The 19897-nt window shown below is 46.8% G+C and carries 16 protein-coding genes and 1 pseudogene; 6 read left to right on the top strand and 11 right to left on the bottom strand.

The genetic code is table 11. The features are described from left to right. Positions 1 to 212: 212 nt before the first annotated feature. The 6 genes from QUB14_RS20700 to QUB14_RS20675 form a co-directional block, all read right to left on the bottom strand. A complete protein-coding gene (locus tag QUB14_RS20700; protein WP_333220070.1) occupies positions 213 to 971 on the bottom strand; it encodes a pentapeptide repeat-containing protein in 759 nt (252 codons plus the stop codon). A 66-nt stretch (positions 972 to 1037) separates the two neighbouring features. Then, on the bottom strand, positions 1038 to 1514 hold the full coding sequence (locus QUB14_RS20695) for a chemotaxis protein CheW (protein WP_333220072.1): 477 nt from the start codon (positions 1512 to 1514) through the stop codon (positions 1038 to 1040). A gap of 230 nt (positions 1515 to 1744) precedes the next feature. Then, positions 1745 to 4606 (bottom strand): hybrid sensor histidine kinase/response regulator, encoded by a 2862-nt coding sequence (locus QUB14_RS20690; protein ID WP_333297301.1) that lies wholly within the window; start codon positions 4604 to 4606, stop codon positions 1745 to 1747. A 295-nt stretch (positions 4607 to 4901) separates the two neighbouring features. Further along, on the bottom strand, positions 4902 to 10694 hold the full coding sequence (locus QUB14_RS20685; RefSeq protein WP_333220844.1) for a PAS domain S-box protein: 5793 nt from the start codon (positions 10692 to 10694) through the stop codon (positions 4902 to 4904). Positions 10695 to 10784: 90 nt separating this feature from the next. After that, on the bottom strand, positions 10785 to 11288 hold the full coding sequence (locus QUB14_RS20680; protein ID WP_190662981.1) for a chemotaxis protein CheW: 504 nt from the start codon (positions 11286 to 11288) through the stop codon (positions 10785 to 10787). 257 nt (positions 11289 to 11545) lie between these two features. Further along, positions 11546 to 11911 carry a response regulator gene (locus QUB14_RS20675; RefSeq protein ID WP_333220841.1) on the bottom strand — a complete coding sequence of 122 codons (366 nt, stop codon included), beginning with the start codon at positions 11909 to 11911 and terminating at the stop codon, positions 11546 to 11548. A gap of 929 nt (positions 11912 to 12840) precedes the next feature. Between QUB14_RS20675 and QUB14_RS20670 the strand changes: the two genes are divergently transcribed. Continuing rightward, positions 12841 to 13575, top strand: coding sequence for a phosphoadenylyl-sulfate reductase (locus QUB14_RS20670; RefSeq protein WP_333220839.1), 735 nt, complete (start codon positions 12841 to 12843; stop codon positions 13573 to 13575). Between the two features lie 299 nt (positions 13576 to 13874). After that, entirely contained in the window at positions 13875 to 14852 is a 978-nt protein-coding gene (locus QUB14_RS20665; protein ID WP_333220837.1) for a class II fructose-bisphosphate aldolase, read from the top strand. 55 nt (positions 14853 to 14907) lie between these two features. Here QUB14_RS20665 and QUB14_RS20660 read toward each other — a convergent pair whose 3' ends face one another. Genes QUB14_RS20660 through QUB14_RS20650 form a run of 3 tightly spaced genes read right to left on the bottom strand, consistent with a single transcriptional unit; the run spans position 14908 to position 15674 of the window. Beyond that, entirely contained in the window at positions 14908 to 15090 is a 183-nt protein-coding gene (locus QUB14_RS20660; RefSeq protein ID WP_333220835.1) for a hypothetical protein, read from the bottom strand. 41 nt (positions 15091 to 15131) lie between these two features. After that, positions 15132 to 15476 carry a hypothetical protein gene (locus tag QUB14_RS20655; protein WP_333220848.1) on the bottom strand — a complete coding sequence of 115 codons (345 nt, stop codon included), beginning with the start codon at positions 15474 to 15476 and terminating at the stop codon, positions 15132 to 15134. 48 nt (positions 15477 to 15524) lie between these two features. Beyond that, complete coding sequence (locus QUB14_RS20650) at positions 15525 to 15674, bottom strand: hypothetical protein (RefSeq protein WP_333220833.1); 150 nt, start codon at positions 15672 to 15674, stop codon at positions 15525 to 15527. A gap of 237 nt (positions 15675 to 15911) precedes the next feature. On the opposite strand from QUB14_RS20650, the gene QUB14_RS20645 reads away from it, so the two are divergent. The 4 genes from QUB14_RS20645 to QUB14_RS20630 all read left to right on the top strand — a co-directional run bounded on the left by QUB14_RS20645 (position 15912) and on the right by QUB14_RS20630 (position 19138). Next, positions 15912 to 18122 (top strand): Tex family protein, encoded by a 2211-nt coding sequence (locus tag QUB14_RS20645; protein ID WP_333220831.1) that lies wholly within the window; start codon positions 15912 to 15914, stop codon positions 18120 to 18122. Between the two features lie 86 nt (positions 18123 to 18208). Then, positions 18209 to 18463: a Uma2 family endonuclease gene (locus QUB14_RS20640; protein ID WP_333220829.1), complete on the top strand. Its 255-nt coding sequence runs from the start codon at positions 18209 to 18211 to the stop codon at positions 18461 to 18463. 30 nt (positions 18464 to 18493) lie between these two features. Then, positions 18494 to 18784 carry a hypothetical protein gene (locus tag QUB14_RS20635; RefSeq protein WP_333220827.1) on the top strand — a complete coding sequence of 97 codons (291 nt, stop codon included), beginning with the start codon at positions 18494 to 18496 and terminating at the stop codon, positions 18782 to 18784. A 21-nt stretch (positions 18785 to 18805) separates the two neighbouring features. After that, on the top strand, positions 18806 to 19138 hold the full coding sequence (locus QUB14_RS20630) for an ISAs1 family transposase (protein WP_333220825.1): 333 nt from the start codon (positions 18806 to 18808) through the stop codon (positions 19136 to 19138). Between the two features lie 23 nt (positions 19139 to 19161). Here QUB14_RS20630 and QUB14_RS20625 read toward each other — a convergent pair whose 3' ends face one another. Together QUB14_RS20625 and QUB14_RS20620 are read right to left on the bottom strand one after the other, a co-directional pair. Next, positions 19162 to 19296 (bottom strand): hypothetical protein, encoded by a 135-nt coding sequence (locus QUB14_RS20625; protein WP_333220823.1) that lies wholly within the window; start codon positions 19294 to 19296, stop codon positions 19162 to 19164. A 177-nt stretch (positions 19297 to 19473) separates the two neighbouring features. Further along, positions 19474 to 19737 (bottom strand): annotated as a pseudogene (locus QUB14_RS20620) (transposase); the annotation flags it as partial. Positions 19738 to 19897 lie beyond the last annotated feature (160 nt).

The raw sequence follows: 19897 nt of genomic DNA, 5'->3' as shown, positions 1-19897 counted from the left end.
CGAGGCAACGAGGCAACGAGGCAGAGCCTCTAGATATTTATTCCCAAGCAGAGTCTGGGAACAAGGAATCAAAAAACTTGTATTCAGTCTCCGTAGGCGGACAAAAGTTTGACAATAAGCGATTTCAATCGCCCAGGAAACGAGGCATTTTCCTTCTTCCTTCTTCCTTCTTCCTTCTTCCTTCTTCCTTCTTCCTTCTTCCTTCTGCTATATTATTGATTTTTTCGGCCGTCGGGCATTGTGGTGCCGCCCATACTTGCTCGATCGATACTAGCGCCATCTATATTAGCATTGCGGAGGTTGGCATCGGAAAGATTGGCATCTCTCAAGTCGGAAAATCGCAGGTCTGCACCGTCTAAATTTGTCTTTGTCAAGTTAGCTTTTCTGAGGTTAGCGTTGCTGATTCTCGCTCCTACTAATTCGGCTCCGCTTAAGTTTGTGCGAGCTAGATTGGTGTTGACAAAATCTGAGATCTCGAAGCGACTACCGCTGAGGTTGGCATCTGATAAATCTGCTCCTGTAAGGATGGGATTTTTTAAGTTAATGTTAACTAATTTTACTGCTCGGAGGTCGCAGCGGGAGCAGCTTTGAGTTAGCAGCAGCATTTCGACGTTGGCGTTGATTTGGTCGATTTGTTGCTGGGAGAAATTTTCGGCAAATTCTGGGGAGACGTAGCCGAGTTTTGTGGGGTCGTTTGCTTTTGGTTGGGGTGTTTGTATTGGTTGGGGGGTTTGGATGGGTTGCGGTGTTTGGATGGGTTGCGGTGTTTGTGGTTGGGGCGTTTGTGGTTGGGGTGTTGGGATTGGTTGGGGGGTTGGGATGGGTTGGGGTGTTTGGATTGGTTGTGGTGTTGGGATTGGTTGGGGTGTTTCTATTTGCCCGATCGCACTTAGTTGTAGCCCCACCTTCGGCAGTTCGAGAGTTCCTGCAAAAATTAGTAGGGCGATCGACAGGATTGTGAGTTTTTTCATAAATCAATAAGTTTTTGTTTGCATAAATACCATTCATCTGGTATAATACCTCGAAAAGTGAACACCCTACATTTCGCTAAGTAGATCAAAATTCAGATAAAAAACTTCGGAACCATCAGGCGCGCGAATTAACTTTTCTATTACCGAAGGCAGTTGCTGTTGACGGTACAATTCGGGAATCTCGCAGAAGCTTTCTTCGGTAATTTCCAAAATTTTTGGCATATCAGGAATAGGAATCCCCAACCGCTCGCTTTTATTTAAGGTACAAATTATCAGGTATTTGCACTCAGCAAAGCTCGGACTGCTGGGAAATATTGTGGATAAATTAATTATCGTAATCAGTTCTTCTTGATGCCGCAATAAACTATTACCGTTAGGTAAAATACCGTAGGCATTAAAGTTTTTAACAATGCGCTCCACTCGTTCAATAGGAACAGCATAGTAAATATTTCCTAGTTCAAAGAAAACAAATTTTTGAGGGGCAATTCTAACAGTGGCTTGTTTCTTGCTCCGAAATCGGCGATTGTAATTGGCGTGAGTCATTGGATTTTAGATTTTAGATTTTAGATTTTAGAATTATTTTATTGAAAATTGAAGATTATTTGATTGAGAATTGAAGATTGAAGATTATTTGATGTGAAATTGAAAATTATTGGAGTTTAGTAGGTGAGTCGGCTGCGTATCTTTCCTCTATAATTCGCGTGTTCAATTACTTTTTGCTTAAGTTGTGTTTGATATTAGGGATTATTTGATTGGAAATTTGAGATTGTGAATTAAATTATTGATTGGTGGATTAATTTGGGAATAGCTTGTAAAAGTTGGGCTTCGCTGTAAGGTTTGGTGAAGTATTGATTTGCGCCTAATTCCATTGCCATTTGCCGATGTTTTTCCCCGCTACGGGATGTCAGCATGGCTACGGGAATCTTAGCAAAGCGCTCGGTCGATCTGATCGCTCGCAACAATTCAAATCCATCCATCCGGGGCATTTCAATATCGACGATCGCCAAACTGCAATCAAGACCATTTTGCAACTTTTCCAGGGCATCCACACCGTCTTTAGCCTGTACCACCCGGTAGCGAGCACGAGTCAGCGTCATAGACAGCAACTGGCGAATTGTATAGGAATCATCCACTACCAAAATCTGCGGTGACTGACTCGAACTCGGCGGTATCTCCTGCACTTTACCGGAGACAGCGGCGATCGAACTATTTACCCCAGGTTGGCCCACCAAATCGTCCACATCCAGAATATTCACCACGCGCCCGTCCCCCAAAATCGTAGTCCCCAAAACGCCGCGAGGCTTGGATAGAGGCGGCGGCAAAGGTTTAACCACAATTTCCTGCTGACCGATCAGCCGTTCCACGGCCACCGCCAGCATTCCTTCGGTAGAAGCCAAAACCAGGACAGGAATTTCGTCTTGGGTCAAAGGGTCAGGAGAGGGGGCATCCGGCCCGACGACGCTGTATTCGAGCAAATCTTGCATCCTCACCAAACGAATAAATTCCTCTCGCCACCACAGCATCGGCTGATTGCCGGCGATGTGAACTTCCGAGGCTTTAATGTGCAGAATTTCCTCGACTGCATCCAGCGGCACTGCTATTTTATTGTGATCTGTCTTCACCATCAGTGCATCAGTAATCGACAGCAGCAGCGGCAGTTTGATAATAAAACTCGTACCTTTTCCCAGGCGAGAGTCTACCTTCACACTCCCCCGCACAGTCCGCAAATTTGTTCGCACCACGTCGAGCCCGACTCCCCGCCCCGAAAGGTCGCTGACCCCTTCTGTAGTGCTGAAACCCGACCAAAACAGAAAATCGTAGAGTTCGGCAATGGAAAATTCTTGAGCTTGTTCCTCCGTAGCCAAACCCCTTGTGACAACTTTACGGCGAATCATTTCCGGGTCAATGCCTCTGCCGTCATCGGCGACAGTAATAATCGTTTGGCCGCCTTGGTGGCGGGCTTCTATTTCTATTTGACCGCTGGCCGGCTTGCCGCTTGCTTTCCGAACTTCGGGCATTTCGATGCCGTGGTCGAAAGCGTTTCTCACTAAGTGTATTAAGGGGTCGCGCAAAGCATCGAGCAAACTTTCGTCAATTTTGGTATCTCTTCCCACTAGCAGCAGGTTGACTTCCTTATCGTATGTGAGGCACATCTCCCGCAGGGCTCTGGGCAAGTGATCGACGGCGCGACTGAAACTCACGACTCGCAACTGCATGACGCGGCTGCGTAGTTGTTCGGTAATGCGGCGCAGTTGGTCGGTACTGCGCTCGAATTTCATCGCTAAGGTGTCTAATTTGGTGGCGGAGTGAGAAATTGCTTGGGCAGTTTCGATGACTTCTGCGGCTGTCGAGTGGAACTCTGTATAACGATCCATCTCTAAGATATCGAAGTGAGCATGGGCCGGAGAGGATTTGCCGTTAGCGATCGTTGGGAATTCTGTTTCTGCTGCTGCAAGTTTTCCCAATCCAGAGTTCCCGTTTCCCCCCCTCCACTCTGCAAAGCTCAGTCTGTCGTATTCTTCTCGCAACTGACCGCCGAATTGGCTCAAATCTACGATATTGCGGCGGATGCGCTTGACTTCGCCGCGCAGTTCGGATTCTTGAAGTTCTAAATTTGTACGGTTGATGACTAATTCCCCGACTAGATTCACCAATTCAGTTAAGCGTTCTAAGTCTACCCGGATTGTCGGCCTTTGCGGGTTGGGGACTGGGAGAGTCGAGGAGGGGGGGACTGTCGGGGAGGGGGAGGGGGAGATTTCCGGGGGAGTCGGGGAGGGCGAGGGGGAAATTTCCGGGGGAGTCGGGGAGTCGGGGAGTTGGGGGGAGTCGGGGGGAGTCGGGGAGGGGGAGATTTTGGGGAGGTCGATCGCCCTTCCTTCCAATATTTGTTGGCGTGCGGTTTGCAAGTTTTGGGCGATCGCCCAACCCTCGGATTGCAACCGTTGTAGAGTCAAGTTTGGAGAGTCGATCAAATCTCTGATGGCTGCGGCGACTTTCCCAAAATCCGGCAATTGCAGCATTCCAGCCAAACCGGAGAGTTGGTAGTAAACCTGGTTGAGGGCGGTGACGCTTGTTGTCAAATCTGCCTCGGAAGCTTGGGAAAGCTCGGTTTCTAGGCGATTGAAGAGTGCCGGCACTTGGTGTTCAAAAATCTGTTTCAGGGTTTCCGGGGCGGCAGATTGGCTGACTGCGAGGACTGGCGCCGGTTCTGACTTGCCGTACTTGGCCTGCAACTGAGCGAAAATTTGGGCGATCGCCTCCAAGTTTTCCGTTTGATCTGGAGTTGTGACATCGGAATGTTGAACTGATTCGAGCGTAATCTTTTTGAGAGCATCCACCCCCTGCAGCAAAACACTCACAGTAGTCGGTTCCAGAGCCGACAAGTCTGTGCGATCGCGCAAAATGACAAAACAGTCCTCCAGCGTGTGAGCTGCGACAGACACGTTTTGAAAGCCCAACATCGAACCCGCACCTTTAATCGAGTGAGCCGCCCGAAACATTTCTTTAACTGCTGCTTGTCGCTCTTTCAAACCCGCAGATTCCATCGCCAGCAGATTCGTCTCCATCGACTGGAGAAACTCTTCGCATTCTGCGGTAAAAGCATCTATTAATTCGTTTAAATCGTCATCATTCATATTAGTTTGTTGTCTGTTGTCTGTTGACAGTTAACTGTTGTCTGTTGACAGTTAACTGTTGTTTGTTGTCTGTTGGCAGTTTATATATATAATATTTGCCGTTATTTAACTGTAATTGTTGTCAGGGTTGGTTCACGATTATCTATAAATTCGCATTCAGGATATTTGTCAACCCGCCCCGACAACAACGATAGTTATTAGTGATTCGTATAACAGTCAACTGTTAACTGTCAACTGTTAACTGTCAACTGTCAACTGTTAACTGTCAACTGTTAACTGTTGACTGTCAACTGAACTAACTGCGGAAATTCGCCACCGACTTTTGCAATTGGCCCAGAGAACCAGACAGGTCGTCCAAAGATGCTTTGACATCCGCACCTTTTTGTGCAGTCGTGTTAGCAATCTCGTTGACTTGCTGCATACTGTTAGCAATTCCCTCAGCCGAAACAGTTTGCTTGGCAGATGCGATAGTAATATTCTGCACCAAAGCATTCATTTCTCGACTAACTTCGATGATGGCATTGAGGTGAGTTTTAGCTTCGCTTGCCAGCTTAGTGCCTTCCACTACCTCCAGCGTCCCGGATTCCATTGCCTTCATCACTCGGCTGATTTCTTCTTGAATTGTACCGACAATTTCCGAGATTTCCTCAGTAGCGCCGGCGGATCTTTCTGCTAATTTCCGCACTTCTTCAGCAACAACTGCAAAGCCTAAACCTTGTTCGCCGGCTCGCGCCGCCTCAATAGTAGCATTCAGAGCTAATAAATTAGTTTGCGAAGCAAGTTGAGAAATCGAAGTCACAATTTTACCAATTTGCTGCGAAGATTCCCCCAAACGCTTCATCATTTTCGAGGTAGAGGCGATCGTCAACCGGAGCCCGTTAATGCCTTCGACAGCTCGATCGACCGCCATACCGCCGACTTCAGCCGTTTGAGAAGACTGCTGAGCCACTGTTTCGGCGCGCACCGAAACATCTCGCACGTCGCGGATCGAATTCACAATCCGCTCAATTTCGCGCATGATAGCAGATATTTTTGCTGCTTGAATTTCTGCCTGTTGGGTGAGTTGACTGGTATTGTTAATTGACTCGTCGGTGGCAGATGTTACCTGTTCGGCTAAAGTTTGAATTCCCGTTACCACTTTCCGCAGAGAACCGATTAAGAAGTTGAAAGAGTCGGCGACAGCACCTAAAACGTCGTTGGTCACTTCTGCCCTGACTGTCAAGTCGCCTTGAGCCGCGCCTTTAATTTCTCCCAACAATTTAAGGACTTGCTGCGTCAGAGAATCAGCTTCAGCTTTACGTTCTGCTGCCAATTTTTCTAGTCGTTCTTCTGCTTCTTTGCGCTCGGTGATGTCAAAGCGAATGGCGATATATTTAACTATTGTGCCGGTGGTATCAAAAATGGGAGAGATCGTCGAATCTACCCAATAAAACGAGCCATCTTTGCGCCGGTTTTTGACTTCCCCTTTCCACACCAAACCGCGAGAAATTGTCACCCACATTTCTTCAAAAAATGATTTGGGATGATAACCGGAATTGACGAGGCGGTGGTTGCGGTGCAGGAGTTCTCCTATGCTGTAACCGGAGATTTCAATGAATCCGTCGTTGACGTAGGTAATCATGCCTTGGACATCAGTTTCGCTGACGAGCGCCGATTCGTCGAGAGCATTCTGCCGCGTTTTGAGTTCTTGCAGCAAGCGTTCCTGTGCCTCGGCCAACTGCTGCATTCGCTGCTGGGATGCTCTTTGTTCGGTGACGTTGCGGCAAACCACTACGCCGCCTTTAAGCGCCCCCGTTTCGTCTTTGAGTGGCCGACCGTTAATTTTCACCCACACGCCCTCTGGCTTGCCTGCGTGGCGGGTGAAAAGGTCTACGTCGTCAACGGCTTCTCCTCGAACCGTGCGCGCTAAAGGTATTTCGGCTGGGGGAAAGGGAGTTACGGTATCGGGCAAGAATAAACCGTATCTTGTTGACCATTCGTCGGGAAGAGTATCTGTCGAACCCGTGCCAAAGATATCTTGGGCGGCGGGGTTGAACAACACAAAATTGTTATTTTCGTCGGCAGCAATTATGCCATCGCCAATGCTATTTATTAGCAGTTGCAAGAGATTGGTTTGTTGCCGAAATTGGTCTTCGGAACGGGCTAATTGGGCTGTCGTTTTTTCCAGTTGCACCATCGCCTGTTTGGTTTCGGTAACGTCGCGAGCCACTGCATACATGAGCTTTAGTTCGGTTACAGGTCGCACTTTCCACGACAGCCACCTGTAGGAACCGTCTTTGCAGCGGTAGCGATTTTCATAAGACTTTAATTCGGCGCCGCTGGCTACTTTTTCCGCTTGTTCTATGGTTGATTCGCGATCGTCTGGATGGACTAAATCGATATAATAGTTGTCTTCAAGTTCATGCGCCTTATAGCCGAGCGTGTTTTCCCAAGAGGGATTGATGCGCTTGAATTTGCCTTCAAAACTTATAATACAAACCAAGTCTAGGGAAAGGGTAAAAAATCGATCGCGCTCTTCTTCTGCTTTTTTGCGCTCGGTAATTTCGATCACCACACCCCCGACACCGATGGGTTTGCCGTCAGAGCCCGGCAAAGGAAAGTATGATGCTAGCCAATCTCGCACGACGCCCGGTTGGTTTAAGGTTGAGCCCGACATCTCAACGTTTAACAACGGTTGGTTGGTGACGAGAACTTGCTGCAACATCGGCTGTAGGGTATCGACCATTTCGGGTACAACTTCCCTCACCGTCTTACCGAGGTGTTCGGCCACTGAGGGGCCGGTGGTTTCCGCTAATTTATCGTTGACTTGCACGAAGCGCAACTGCTCGTCAAAAATAAACATTGAGGCCGGGGCGGCTTTGAAAAATGCGTCAAAGCGGGTTTGACGCACAACTAATTCTCGTTCTAAGGCTTTGCGATCGCTGATGTCGCGAGCTTCGGGAATCAGCAGCACCACTTTGCCGCTGTCGTCTACGATCGGCTTGAGGGAGAAGTCCACAGTTATCACAGCACCCCCAGCAACGAGCACGTCGGCTTCGTAGCGGACTACCTCGCCGGCGGCGGCTTTTGCGAGCGCAGCTTGCACTTTTTGCTTGGCTTCTGGGGAAATTTTCCACCACAAATTATCTACAAACTGCGTGCCTATGAAGTCTTCGCGCTCCACTCCGGCGACGGCGAGGGCTGTTTGGTTGACTTCCAAAACGGTTCCGTCTGGTTTGAGCAGCCCCACTAATTGGAACGATTGGTCAAAAATGGCTCGGAATAGTCTTTCGCGATCGCGCAGCATCTCTTCTGCGCGTTTGCGATCGCTGATGTCGCGAGTAACTGTTGCGAACCCCATAGGTTCGCCGGTTTCTGGGTTTTTGACTGTAAATAGGGTAAAGTCAACCGGAAAGTCTTGGCCGGTTTGAAAGTTCCTCAAGCGGAATTCACCCTGCCAAAAACCGTCTCGTACAGTAGCCGGCACGATTTCTTCTTTGAAAATCTTAGCATCTTCTACTGAGAAGAAGTCATACATACTTTTGCTTTTGACTTGTTCAATATTTTGCAATCCTACTTGTTTAAGTCCAGCGGCATTCAGGTATGTTCCCTGTCCCTCCAGGGTTGCTGTGCCGATAAAATCCGAGCTGTTTTCTACGATCGAAATCAATCTTTGCTTTTCGATTTCTGCTTGTTTGCGCTCCGTGATATCGTTGTTAGTTTCTAAAATGGCTTTGGGTTTCCCCTGTTCGTCTCGCTGCAAATTCCAGCGGCTAAATACGGTAATCTTGGTATCATAATTGGTGGTATGAATTACTTCTCCTTCCCAATAATCCTGCTCTTCTAACTGTGCCAAAATAGCTGCGAAAGGCTGGGGGAAAATGGTGTGCAGTAGAGTATGGGTGACTTTCCCCAAGGCTGCTTTTTTTGTCCAGCCGTACATCCGTTCGGCTCCCTGACTCCAATAATTAATCGTGCCGTCCATATCCCGAACGATCAAGGCGTCGCTTGCCAGGTCAAGCATTTGCAAGTTCTGCTGCAAGGCTTCTTCTGTGCGCTTGCTTTCTGTAATGTTGCGGGCGATAGTTGACAGAAATTCAATTTCTCCCTTCTCGGATTTGTTAGCAATAATTACTTGAGAAACTGGTATTTCTTGGCCGTCTAAAGTTCGCCACGTTGCCTCGCCGCTCCAGGTCCCCTCCCGGCAAGCTGCGGGGATGCCGACGTTGATAAGAGTGTCGATACTTTTGGGCGATGTCAGGTCGGAAATGCTGAATCCGGCTAAATCTGCGTTTTCGCCAACTCTCAACATTTCTTTGGCTGCGCGGTTGAGATAAATGGTGCGCTGTTGGGAGTCGGCGATGCCTACCCAGTCTGTTGTGGTTTCTAAAATTGCTTTGAACCGCAATAGTTCTTGTTCGGATTTGCGGCGCTGTGTGATGTCGCGTGCCAAGCCGAGCATTCCTAAAGTGTTGCCTTCTGCGTCTGTGAGAGGCAATTTCAGCGTGTCGAAGGTGTGTACTTTGCCGTCGGCTAAGGTGGCTGAGCCGTTGGAGTTCGGGGCGAGATGGTTGTCTGCCCGGAAGTTTTGGATTTGGTTCTGGGAATCGGTTTGGGCCTGGAAGCTGCCAAAGATTCGATCGACCGATATGCCTATTTCTGCGTCGTCTTTGCCGATAATTTCTGCTTGAGTTTTGCCGAAGGCGGTGGCGAAACTTGCATTGACTAGGGTATAGCGCGAGTTTCGATCTTTGACAAATATGCAGTCTGGCGTAGCGTCAATGACTGTCCGCAGCAAGTTTTGGGAGCTTTCTACTTCAGCGAGCGTCTGCCGCAGTTGTTCTTCCATTTGCACGCGCTTGGTGATATCTCTCATCGCGGAAACGAGAAATTTCCTGCCGTCGGTATCTACAAATGTAGATTTTTTGGCGGAGAGAAAGCGGGTGTTGCCTGCTGGGTCTATGAGGGTTTTTTGGATTTCGCTGCTGGTATTTGTCAATAAAACTAATTCGTCTTTTTCTCGATATCTCTGGGCTTCCTCTTTGGGCAAAAACTGGTCGTAAGATTTGCCAATTAGTTCTTCTCTGCTGTGACCTATGTATTGACAAAAGGCATCATTTAATATAATCCAGCGGTGCTGTTGGTCTTTGACATAAATCGGGTCGGGGATGCTGTTGAGGATGTTGTTTAAGAATAGTTCTGAGGTTTTTAATTGCTCTTGGGCTGCGGTGCGATCGAGAATTTCCTGTTCCAATTGTGCGTTAGTTTGCAGGATCTGCTCGGTTCTTTCATTCACTCGCTGCTCTAGTTCTGCGCTTAGCTTCTGCAATGCGGCTTCTGCCTGTTTGCGCTTGGTAATCTCCCGGCCTTCTGCGAGGATTTGAAATACTTCTCCTGTTGCATTTAACAGCGGCTTAAACGACAAGTCAATTACTGTTACCTGGTTGTTAGCTCCGGTGATTTCGTATTCTTCCCGGACAAAATTTCCGGCAGAAACTTGTTGAATGTTCGTTTTTAGGCGCTGCTGGTTGGTTGGGGATGATGCCCACCCTGGTATCAGCCAAAATTTCAGCCCCTGCACTTCTGATGCTGGGAAATCGCCCAATTTTAGCGCTGTCTGATTGGCTTCGATCAGAGTACCGTCTGCCTCCAATAATGCGATCGCTTGAAAAGCTTGGTCGAAGATTGCGTGAAATCGCTGGGTTGTTTCGCTCAGCGCTTGTTCTGTTTGTTTTTTAGCGTTAAGGATGCGGGTGGAACCTACTAAGAAGCCGTAGCGGTTGGACAAACTCAAAAAAGCGATCGCCGCAATTACAGTGATCCAATCGAACACAGTTTGCACTACCGCAGAGTGCGGCAGTCCTAGGTATTCGGCAGCGTGGCCGCTGTGGCCGAAAGCGCAGGTCCAAAATATGCCTGCTGTGACTGTGGCGAAGATGTCGAACCCGAATTGACGGTTTCGCCACATAGCTAAGCTGATTAGCCAAGCGATGACAAAGTAACATCCAGAAATGATGACATTAGCAGCCCCAGCTAGCAGCGATGGGGAGAAGTCAGGCAACGTCAGGGTTAAAGTCGTTGCGATCCAGGTATAGAGAATTTCGATCATAAAATTAAGGATGGGCAAATCGGATGCGGGCGATCGTTAGTTAAATGTATTGATGCAAAGCAGTTGCAGACTTAGGTTTATGGTGGCTTTTTACCAGCGTTCGGAATGGGCGATCGCTTCTACATCGACAATCATTAGCAAGCGTCCTTCGGAATTGTACAGACCTTTTAAGAATGGAGCTAGGTCGGGACTCACATCTAGTGCTGAGACAATGCGATCGGGATGGAGAGGTAAAACTCCTTCGACGCGGGAAACGGCTAATCCTAGGCGGATTCTCGACAACAATCTCACGTCTCGCGGATCGGGCGCTTCTACAACTAAGATGCGGCTGTTTGGGTGGTAGATGTCAACCGACTCAATACCGACGAACAGTCCGAAGTCTGCTGCTGCTAAGATTTCGCCCCGCAAGTTGGTTAATCCCAGCAAAAATGGCAGGGTGTTGGGAACCAGGGAAATCGGTTGTTCCTTGAGGGAAAGGACTTCCCGCACTGCCTCTAATTCTATGCCGAACAGACTGCCTCCCTGACCGAACAGGAGAAATTGCTTTGTTATACTTGTCTGATTCCCCCCTGCGGTGGGAGCCGTTATTTTCATGGCTTATTTTTTGTTTATAGTGTAGCTTACCAATTAGAATTTTGCTTTGACCCTAAAGTCGATCGCCGATCTAGTTTTTCTGCATCAGTTTTGGTGCGTCAAATGTTTATGTTAAATAAACCGCCGGTTGGCCAACAAGCAGGTTGCTATCATTAAATATAAAACTTTTATGGGTTTCAAAAACCCAGTTTCTTAAAAAAAACGGGGTTTGTCGGTATAATATTTTTTGGAAAGCTGCCGATCGCTTTATATTCAGATTACGGGGAAAGCAGGCGCTGCACTATGTGGAGGAGTTGCTGAGGTTCAAAGGGTTTGCTAACGTAAGCGTCTGCGCCTAAATCAGTTCCCCAAGCTTTATCGATCTCGGTGTTTTTATGAGTACAAAATACTACGGGCAATTTGGCAGTTGCGCGATCGCCCCGCAATTCTCTGATCACTTCAAACCCGTTCATTCGTGGCATCACTACATCTAAAACGACCAGAGCCGGAGGGGTTTTGCGGATCATGGCGATCGCTTCTTCGCCGTCGCCTGCCCGGATCACATCCATTCCGGCATCTTGAAGAATGCGGCAGATGATTTCTAGTTCGCTCTTAACGTCGTCCACGACTAAAATTTTTGACATATTCCACACTTCCTTGCTGTTATTGACAGCGGACTACGTTTATTCAGAAGCTGGCGCGACCGGCGGCGATGAGACTATACCGCTTTGCGGACAAATTAATGTACTTCTAAATACAATATAGCCGATCGTATGGCTGAAGGTTGGCGGTCAGCCATAAAAAGCGATAAAAATTTACTTTGCTAACGGAATCAATTTGAATAAATTAATCGGCAATTAGTAATGGATCGTTGGTAATTTGCGGTTGGGAAACCCACAGGTTTTAGTAGAAGGATCGATGGGAAGACCAAAGCCGGATTTGCTATGATATTGTTTTAGCTTTATTCCCACTCACCTAGTTGAGAGCATTGCCTAAAGAAGGTAGGGTTATTTTTTTATTAGCGCCAATAACAGCAAATTAAAAGTAGTTATAGCGGTATTGTTACTGGTGTTAAAATATTTTTTTTACTTAAAACACAGCCCAATATCGCTTAGTGAGCGCTATTATTTTCTTAATGAGACAAGTCAAAATAGAGGAGGATAACAAGGACATTTAAAGAATTTTATGGTGTGCGATTTATAATTGGGGGACAAATTCAATGGATCGCGCGGCAGTCCCATTTTACCCAGTAGAGGAGTGTTGCGTTCACCAAAACTACTACCAGCAGGCGATCGCCATCCTTGAGCTCGATCGTGGGCCCAGCAGCAAAGACTGCTGCAAGATGCGGTCAATCGATTTTAGATTTTAGATTTTAGATTTTACAATTGAAGAAAGCGCTCCCACTGATAAATCCGGGGGCTGCTGATGAGCATTCGGAGCTTTTTTCTCGTTTCACGGATGAATCCGCGGCCCCCGGATGACATTGCTTGATTGTCAAATTAGTCGGTGAGGGAGAGACGGCGATCGGCTATAATAAAGGGCTAGAGGAAAAGAACACCGAAAACCCGAAAATATGGTTGCCATCCAAAGAAATCTCAACATTGCCGCGCTAGAAGCAGAATACAGTCAAAAAACACCGCGAGACATTCTCAAATTTGCCCTAGAAAATTTTGACAATATCTCCATTTCTTTCAGCGGGGCTGAAGATGTAGTTCTGATCGATCTTGCCTCAAAAATTACTAAAAATTTCCGCGTTTTTACCCTAGATACCGGACGGCTGCACTCAGAAACTTATCAGTTTTTGGATCAAGTCAGAAAACATTACGGCATTAAATTAGAAGTAATGTTTCCCGATGCAGCAGAAGTACAAGCCCTAGTAGAAGAAAAGGGATTGTTTAGTTTTTATCAAGACGGTCACAAAGAATGCTGCGGCGTGCGGAAAGTCAAGCCGCTGCGCCGCAAACTGAATACTCTCGATGCTTGGATTACTGGTCAGCGGAAAGACCAAAGTCCCAGCACCCGCAACGGTATTCCAGTTATTGAAGTTGACACTGCATTCTCCACTCCCGACCATGAATTAATTAAATTCAACCCCTTAGCAAACTGGTCTTCCGCAGAGGTTTGGGAATACATTCGCGCTTTGGATGTGCCTTACAACAAGTTGCACGAACGCGGTTTTGTAAGTATTGGTTGCGAACCTTGTACGAAGCCGATATTGCCGAACCAACACGAACGCGAAGGTCGCTGGTGGTGGGAAGAAGCGACCGTAAAAGAGTGCGGTTTGCACGCTGGTAACGCGCAAAAATAGTAAATCACTTAAGGAGTAAGGTGCGCCTAGCGCACCAAAAAAATAGTAGGGTGCGCCTAGCGCACCTTACCCAACCCAAAAATAAATGCACTTCACATAAATCGTAGCCGAAGAATTCGCAATTAAAATAAACACAAATTAAGCTGACCTTGCCCTAGAACTTTGATATAATGAGCGACATTCAGAATAAATACTAGCGGAATAATTCGCAATTAAAATAAACACAAATCAAGCTGAGTTTGGCCTAGAACTTTGATAGAATGATCAACATTCAGAAAAGTTTTTAAAGTAGGTACTATATGCTCGCCTCAACTAGCGAATTGCTGAACACAGCCTTGAGAAATGGTTATGCGATCGGCGCTTTTAACGTCTACAACCTCGAAGGAGTAAAAGCCGTCATCAAAGCGGCCGAAGCGCTGCACAGTCCTGCTATACTGCAACTTCACCCCAGCGCCCTCCTATACGGTAAATCGCCTTTAGTCGCGCTGTGCCTCAAAGCGGCCCGCACATCTTTCGTGCCGATCGCAGTACACTTAGATCACGGCACCTCAGAAAAAGACATTCAAATCGGTCTAGCCGCGGGCATTAAATCCATTATGGCAGACGGTTCTCCTTTGCCATACGAACAAAACTTAATATTTAGCCGGGAAATGACTAAATTAGCCCACGCTAACGGTGCGGCAGTTGAAGCAGAAATCGGCAGAATTAGTGGCAGGGAAGACCGTTTGACAATCGATGAGAAAGCCGCAAGGATGACCGATCCAGTGGCAGCAGTAGAGTTTATCAAAGAAACTAAGGTGAATTTTTTAGCCGTAACAATTGGTAACGTTCACGGCAAATATTTAAGCCAACCAAAACTAGATTTTCCTCGTTTGGAAAAAATCCGGGCTGCTGTTTCAGTGCCCTTAGTGATGCACGGTGCTAGCGGCTTGCCGGAATCAATGATTCATCAATGTATTGAATTCGGAGTATCGAAATTTAATGTGAATACAGAAGTTCGCGAAGCTTATATGGACGTGTTAAAAAGTAGCATTTCTGAGGCACATCCGGATTTGTTGGAAATAATGGAAAAAGCTATCGATGCCATGCGATGGGTCATTTCTGACAAACTGCAACTTTTCGGTTCTGTCGGTAAAGCTTATTTGCATCACTCTGTCGAGACGGCTGAATTGACCGCAAAGAGTACCCGCAACAAACAAACAAGCCGCAACCAATCCAGTTTCGATCAAAGGTTAAAGCCTGTGTATAGTGAGGCCTTGAGTCTTATGTTGAAGTAAAAAAAAACTAAAGTCCTGACTGCGAACCCGTTTTTAGTCAGGACTTCAGTCCTCTCTAACCGTTTAAAAATCGATCGGGGTCGATGCCAGATTCCCGCAGCCGCCGAATTAAAGGCTGCAATTGAGCTTCCGCTGACTCGGCCCGCTGCCGTTGCTGTTTCGCTTCAGTCAGAATCCAATTGCCATCAACATCATACCAGCGCAGCCACAGTCGATCGATTTCCTGAAACTCTGCCACAAACCCAAGCCCAAAATTAGGTCACCCATCCACACTCGCGACTAGGGCAATTCTAATTCTTGATAGTGTCCGCCCTTCAATTCAAACACTCGCAATTTGTTAGTATAGCGGCTGAAAACAGCATAAACAGAAACCCACAAATTTGGCTGGTAAACATCCCATTTTATCGGCGGTTCCTCCTTCGTCTCCGCCTCCAAAACTGGCTCGTTACCCGCAGCGTTTCCAGACTGAGGTGGCAAATTTTCCTCATCCGTATTGTCGCCTAAATCTTCTTTTTCCGTTCCCCGCGAAAGCAGTTCTACAATTACAAAAGAATTCACCCCTTCTTGCCAAATAACGTAACTCATCCGCTGTTCGGAGCTATCGTCAAGTCGGGGAACTCCCACAACTGCAAACCAATCCGGCCGCTTGTGCCACAGAGTATGATGCACCTCCTAATAAAGGTTTATGTCGGTGCCGCTAAATATCTCAGAAGCTGGATAATTCCGAGGCCGAAACGTCAGGCTCAACAACTGCGGCTGCAAATCGTGAAATTCGTCCCGCAAACCAGGTTCCTCCGGGTCTTCGCTGGGTAAATCGTACATCGTCGGCAGCGTTTATCTGGGCGATCGCAGCGGATCTGTTTGCGGCACAGGATATTATTTAAAAAGCAACATATAATATTGAGAAATGACTGCATTTATGCTAACATCATTTTTTTAATACTTGCAGGACGAGCGCCAACACCCTGTAAAACGTTTATTGCCAACTTTTCTTCCTCTCTTTTGTGAAGTCAATCTCACCTCTTAAATCTCAAATCGACTGAGCCGAAATTCTGCACTATGATCGACATTCCTCAACTGATTGCTCAAGAACTTTCCATTAATCTGTCTCAAGTCAATAATGCTCTGGAACTTTTCGCCGAGGGAGCAACTATTCCGTTTATTGCCCGCTACCGCAAAGAACGCACGGATTTGTTGAATGAAATTCAGTTGCGCGATATCTCCGATCGCTTCACCTATCTGACGGAAATTGAAGAGCGCAAAAAGTCGATTTTAGATACGATTAGCTCTCAGGGGAAACTCACTGAAGAACTGCAAGCAAAAATCGAATCGTGTTTGCAAAAAAACGAACTAGAAGACCTTTATCTGCCTTACAAACCAAAGCGGCGGACGCGAGCGACAATTGCTAGGGAAAAAGGTTTGGAACCGCTGGCAAATTTTATCAAATCTCTGAACTTACCGACGGCTAAACCAGCAGATTTGGAGGCGGAATCCGCTAAATACATTTCGGAAGAAAAGGGAGTGAAAACAGCAGAAGAAGCTCTCAAAGGTGCTGCGGATATTTTGGCGGAGGCGGTTTCGGAAAAAGCAGAATTGCGGGCTTATTTGCGAGAATTTTTGATGAAAACAGGAGTTTTTGTCTCTAAAATTAAAGATGATTTTCCGGAAGGAAGCACTAAATTTGAAATGTACCGCAATTACCAAGTTGCAGCGAGAAGCGTTCAGTCGCACAATATGTTAGCGCTGTTTCGCGGGGAAACGGAAGGAGTCTTAGATTTGGAACTGGCTTTTGATGAATCTGCAGTGATGGCTTATTTGGAAGCTCAGGAAATTAGAACTAGGATACCGGAAGTTAAAGAGTTTTATCGATCGACTTTGAAGGATGCCTTCAACCGACTGATGAAGACTTCGTTAATTACAGAAGTGCGATCGCACAACAAAGCCATCGCTGATATCGAGTCGATCGCCACTTTTGAAACCAACCTCCGCGAGTTGCTGCTGTCGGCGCCGGCGGGAATGAAACCCACATTGGCGATCGATCCGGGATTTCGCACGGGGTGCAAAGTTTCCGCCCTTGACGAAACCGGGCAATTTTTAGAATATCAAGCAATTTTCCCCCACCAAGCGGCAGGTCAGCGCCAGCAAGCTGGTAAAATTGTCAAGCATTTAATTGAAAAATATAAAATTGAATTAATCGCGATCGGCAACGGTACAGCTTCCCGGGAAACAGACGAATTTGTTTCGGAAGTTTTGGCAGAAATGGACAGGAAACCGATTAAAGTCATGGTGAATGAATCCGGTGCATCGATTTATTCAGCAAGCGAAGTGGCGATCGCCGAATTTCCAGACCTCGACATCACCGTCCGCGGCGCAGTCAGCATCGGACGGCGCTTGCAAGACCCCCTCGCCGAACTCGTGAAAATCGACCCGAAATCAATAGGAGTCGGTCAATACCAGCACGATGTTGACCAAAAATTGCTCAAAAAGAAACTCGACGAAACAGTCGAAAGCTGCGTTAATTATGTCGGAGTTGACTTAAACACAGCCTCCAAAGAACTGCTGACATTTGTATCGGGAATGACGGCAACAGTTGCCAAAAATATCGTCAATTACCGCAACGAAAACGGCGCATTTAAAAATCGCCGCCAACTCCTGAAAGTTCCCAAACTCGGGCCAAAAGCTTTTGAACAAGCAGCCGGGTTTCTCCGCATTCGCGGCGGCGAAAACCCCCTGGACAATACAGCAGTTCATCCCGAAAGTTATCCTGTAGTGCAGGCGATCGCCAAGGATTTAGACTTGCCTCTGACTGAAATAACACAAATTTCGGAAAAAATCAAGAGTGTAAACATCAAGAAATATGTCACAGAAAAAGTGGGAGAACCAACACTCCGAGACATTATTTCCGAACTAGAAAAACCGGGAAGAGACCCGCGAGCCGAGTTTAAATATGCCACTTTCCAAGCAGGAATCAAAGAAATCTCCGACTTGCAAGTTGGCATGGAATTAGAAGGAATAATCACGAATGTAGCTAACTTTGGAGCCTTTGTTGATGTGGGGGTGCACCAAGATGGTTTGGTTCACGTTTCTCAATTAGCCGATCGCTTTGTAGATGACCCCAAACAGATTGTCAAAGTCGGACAAGTGGTGAAAGTGCGGGTTTTGGAGGTGAATGAGAAGTTAAAGCGGGTTAGTTTGACAATGAAGCTGCAAGAAAAACCGCAACCGCAAAATGGCAATAGCGCGAGGCTTCCGGCCCCGCGCCGACGTTAAAAGTTTGGGGGAAAGGTGAAAAAGGGCGATGGCGTCCCGCCCCGCAAGCTACGGCTATAATTGTGCCTCACCAACCTCAAAATTATATGGTTGCAAGTAAAAGCGACACCTACGTCTCTCCTGAAGATTATTTAGCAGCCGAGAAAGTCAATCCGATCGAACACGAGTACAGGCACGGCAAAATCTATACAAAAGCAGGAAAAAGCAAACCTCATGTCATTATTATGGGGAACGTATCTGTACTTTTGAAAAATCATCTTCGGGGAAGTGGCTGCATACCTTACATGGCAGATATGAAAGTTTGGGAGGAGACATCTAATTTTTTTGGTAGTGGTGAATAGTAATGGTCAACAGCGAAGAGAGGCATTGTAATGATGCACCAACTACCAAATTGCACCAATGCAATGGTTGAATATCCTCGCTTACCAGCTTACCATTACTATGCTTCACTACCCAAAAAGAATCAATCAAATCTGTTTAAAGCCGCTCAAAAAGTAGTCAAATCTCAGAGTGAGAGCGACAAAAATCAAACCCACGAACACCTACATGGACGCACAACAACTCGAATCACCACAATTTATGCCATTGCTCCTCAATTATTACCCCTGTGGGCGGGCGCCAAACACATAATTGCGATCGAGAGAACTGGCAGCAGATGGTAAGGGAAAAAAAGTCGTCGTCGATTGATTGATTTCCATGAAGCACATTATTATTTAAGTAGTTTGGATGGGTCGCCTCATCAATTTGCCGATGCAATTCGGGGACACTGGCTAATTGAGAATCGACTGCATTGGGTTAAAGAGGTGACCTTAAATGAGGATAACTGTATTCATCGCGGTGGCAACGCACCTGCTAATTGGGCAACGGTTAGACAATTTTTAGTATCGCTCGCTCGGATGAATGGTACAAATACTCTTCCACAAGCTTTAAGATTGATGACCACCCAGCTCGAAAAGCTTTGTGAGTTGCTTTTCGGTTTTCAGTGTCCAGACAAACCAGTTAAATCTTTCACGTAGCATCATCAAATTGCCCGATCGGCTTAGTTTATTTTTTCGCCAATTAATCCACCCTGCTTCCCTTGCTGCTGTATGTGGGAGAAACGCACCGCACTCCCAAACAACGGTAGATGAGCCATGATTGCCATCGCTACGTTGCCAACTACATCGAACTTCATCGGCGTTATTCCCTGGATGTGGCTGTGGCTATTGCGTTTTGGTACGGAGCGCCACTTAACGGGACTTGAACAAAATTCAAGCCCAAACATAGCCCAAACCTGCTAGGTGTATGGCAAATACGTCACCATTATCTTGGAGCCAACCGACAAATCTATAAGATACAGCATATTCCAGGTTTATGAAGTACAGTAGCAGCAGCTTGTAAACCAGTTTTTTAAGTGCTTAGGATTGACCAAATCAAGAGCCGTAGCCAGCAAAATGTCAACCATCTTAGTAGTGGTTGGCGAGAACTGACGTAAAAAAGACTTGAGTTGCGACCACCATAATTCTATAGGATTGAAGTCGGGAGAATAGGGTGATAAGTTTAGTAAACTAGCACCAGCGGCTTGTATCAATGGTTCAATAGTCCCCAACTTGTGAGCTGGTAGATTATCCATAACAACTACTGCACCCTCCCATAAGGAGAGGCACTAAAAAATGTTTAATAAAGACTTCAAAAGCTCTGCCATCCAGTGACCCATTGAGTGTCATTAATCCTACGACTTTTTTTAAGCTAATTGCTCCGACGACCGTGACTTTGGCGCCGCGATAAAATGGTTT

It is taken from the genome of Microcoleus sp. B3-D2, assembly GCF_036705345.1.
GTDB lineage: Bacteria > Cyanobacteriota > Cyanobacteriia > Cyanobacteriales > Microcoleaceae > Microcoleus.
Note: the sequence above shows the minus strand (reverse complement) of the source record. Positions and strands in the feature narration are given on the sequence as shown.